The 2,735-nt window shown below is 41.0% G+C and carries 2 protein-coding genes; both read left to right on the top strand.

Annotation, left to right across the window (positions count from 1 at the left end; genetic code table 11):
* Nucleotides 1-281: 281 nt before the first annotated feature.
* Entirely contained in the window at nucleotides 282-1,292 is a 1,011-nt protein-coding gene (gene gap, locus BTU61_RS06030) for a type I glyceraldehyde-3-phosphate dehydrogenase (RefSeq protein WP_200772779.1), read from the top strand.
* A gap of 187 nt (nucleotides 1,293-1,479) precedes the next feature.
* Entirely contained in the window at nucleotides 1,480-2,679 is a 1,200-nt protein-coding gene (locus tag BTU61_RS06025) for a phosphoglycerate kinase (RefSeq protein ID WP_200772778.1), read from the top strand.
* Nucleotides 2,680-2,735: the final 56 nt, after the last annotated feature.

Raw genomic sequence — 2,735 nt, 5'->3', positions numbered from 1 at the left:
GACGACGAAATCGAATTCTAACGATCTGTCCCACTCTCTTCTTTTTTATCCAACTTTGTGAATGAAAGAGAGACAAAATACTGTCACCTAAAAAAGAACTTTGTGAAATACAAGGATAGAAATGGAAAACTTGAGGGAGATTCTCTTTCTTTTCGTTGGGAAATAGTTGCTTTTTAATGCAATAAAGTATATAATAGAAACTGTTAAAAGATGTTTGGCGCTGTGTCAAGTTACTCTTTTCACATAAAAATTTTTTGATTTTCATAAGGAGGAAATCACGAATGGTAGTTAAAGTTGGTATTAACGGTTTCGGTCGTATCGGACGTCTTGCTTTCCGTCGTATCCAAAACGTAGAAGGTGTTGAAGTTACTCGCATCAACGACCTTACAGATCCAGTTATGCTTGCACACTTGTTGAAATACGATACAACTCAAGGTCGTTTCGACGGTACTGTGGAAGTTAAAGAAGGTGGATTCGAAGTTAACGGTAAATTCGTTAAAGTTTCTGCTGAACGCGATCCAGAACAAATCGACTGGGCTAACGACGGTGTAGAAATCGTCCTTGAAGCAACTGGTTTCTTTGCTAAGAAAGATGCTGCTGAAAAACACTTGCATGCTGGTGGTGCTAAGAAAGTTGTTATCACTGCTCCTGGTGGATCAGATGTTAAAACAGTCGTATTTAACACTAACCACGATATTCTTGATGGTACTGAAACAGTTATCTCAGGTGCTTCATGTACTACAAACTGTTTGGCTCCAATGGCTAAAGCTCTTCATGACAACTTCGGTATCGTTGAAGGTTTGATGACTACTATCCACGGTTACACTGGTGACCAAATGGTTCTTGACGGACCACACCGTAAAGGTGACCTTCGCCGTGCTCGTGCTGCTGCAGCTAACATCGTTCCTAACTCAACTGGTGCTGCTAAAGCAATCGGTTTGGTTATCCCTGAATTGAACGGTAAATTGGACGGAGCTGCTCAACGTGTTCCTGTTCCAACTGGTTCAGTAACTGAATTGGTAGCAGTTCTTGACAAGAAAGTTACTGTTGATGAAGTAAACGCAGCTATGAAAGCAGCTTCTAACGAATCATACGGATACAATGAAGATCCAATCGTATCTTCTGATATCGTAGGTATGTCATTCGGTTCATTGTTTGACGCAACTCAAACTAAAGTTCTTGACGTTGACGGTAAACAATTGGTTAAAGTTGTTTCATGGTATGACAACGAAATGTCTTACACTTCACAACTTGTTCGTACTCTTGAATACTTCGCAAAAATTGCTAAATAATTCAGGCGTATGATGAGAGGAGGGCAACCTCCTCTTTTTGTACCTTTTTTCTACTAATGGAGATACCAATCAGGTAAAGCATAGGGAATCCTGCTCAATAAGAGGGAGAAATCATCAATTTTGCTATCTCTTTTACAGCTTTTGTGATATAATTATCATGTAATAAAAAAAGAAGGAGTCATATCCAATGGCAAAATTGACTGTTAAAGATGTTGACTTGAAAGGGAAAAAAGTTCTCGTTCGTGTTGACTTCAACGTTCCTGTAAAAGACGGTGTGATCACTAATGATAACCGTATCACTGCTGCTCTCCCAACAATCAAGTATATCCTTGAACAAGGTGGACGTGCAATCCTCTTCTCTCACCTTGGACGTGTAAAAGAAGAAGCTGACAAAGAAGGTAAATCACTTGCTCCTGTAGCTGCTGACTTGGCTGCTAAATTGGGTCAAGAAGTGAAATTTATCCCAGGTGTTACACGTGGTGCTGAATTGGAAGCAGCTGTTAACGCTCTTGAAGATGGACAAGTTCTCTTGGTTGAAAACACTCGTTTCGAAGATGTTGATGGCAAGAAAGAATCTAAAAACGATCCTGAACTTGGTAAATACTGGGCATCACTTGGAGATGGTATCTTCGTAAACGATGCATTCGGTACAGCTCACCGTGCACACGCATCTAACGTTGGTATTTCAGCAAACGTTGATAAAGCAGTTGCTGGTTTCCTTCTTGAAAACGAAATTGCCTACATCAAAGAAGCAGTTGAAGCTCCAGAACGTCCATTCGTAGCGATTCTTGGTGGATCTAAAGTATCTGACAAGATCGGTGTTATCGAAAACCTTCTTGCGAAAGCTGATAAAGTCCTTATCGGTGGCGGAATGACTTACACATTCTACAAAGCTCAAGGTATCGAAATCGGTAACTCACTTGTAGAAGAAGACAAATTGGATGTAGCGAAAGCTCTTCTTGAAAAAGCAAACGGTAAATTGATCTTGCCAGTTGACTCAAAAGAAGCAAACGCATTTGCTGACTACACTGAAGTGAAAGACACTGAAGGTGAAGCAGTAGACCCAGGATTCCTTGGTCTTGATATCGGTCCTAAATCTATCGCTGAATTCGACAAAGCCTTGACGGGTGCGAAAACAGTTGTATGGAACGGACCAATGGGTGTGTTTGAAAACCCTGACTTCCAAGCAGGTACAATCGGTGTGATGGACGCTATCGTGAAACAACCAGGCGTTAAATCAATCATCGGTGGTGGTGACTCAGCAGCAGCTGCCATCAACCTTGGACGTGCAGACAAATTCTCATGGATCTCTACTGGTGGTGGTGCATCTATGGAACTCCTTGAAGGTAAAGAACTTCCAGGATTGGCTGCTCTTACAGATAAATAAGTCAATTTGAATAAATGAAGAGGCTGGGACAAAAGTCCTAGCCTCTCAATTATTTT

It is taken from the genome of Streptococcus lactarius (assembly GCF_016642265.1).
Classification (GTDB): Bacteria; Bacillota; Bacilli; order Lactobacillales; family Streptococcaceae; genus Streptococcus; species Streptococcus lactarius.
The sequence above is the reverse complement of the archived record's forward strand: the minus strand, read 5'-3'. Positions and strand labels throughout refer to the sequence as shown.

What these genes read in the sequence shown, in the direction of transcription:
- gap (WP_200772779.1), top strand. Translation starts at nt 282, where the DNA reads ATGGTAGTTAAAGTTGGTATTAACGGTTTCGGTCGTATCGGACGTCTT.
- BTU61_RS06025 (WP_200772778.1), top strand. Translation starts at nt 1,480, where the DNA reads ATGGCAAAATTGACTGTTAAAGATGTTGACTTGAAAGGGAAAAAAGTT.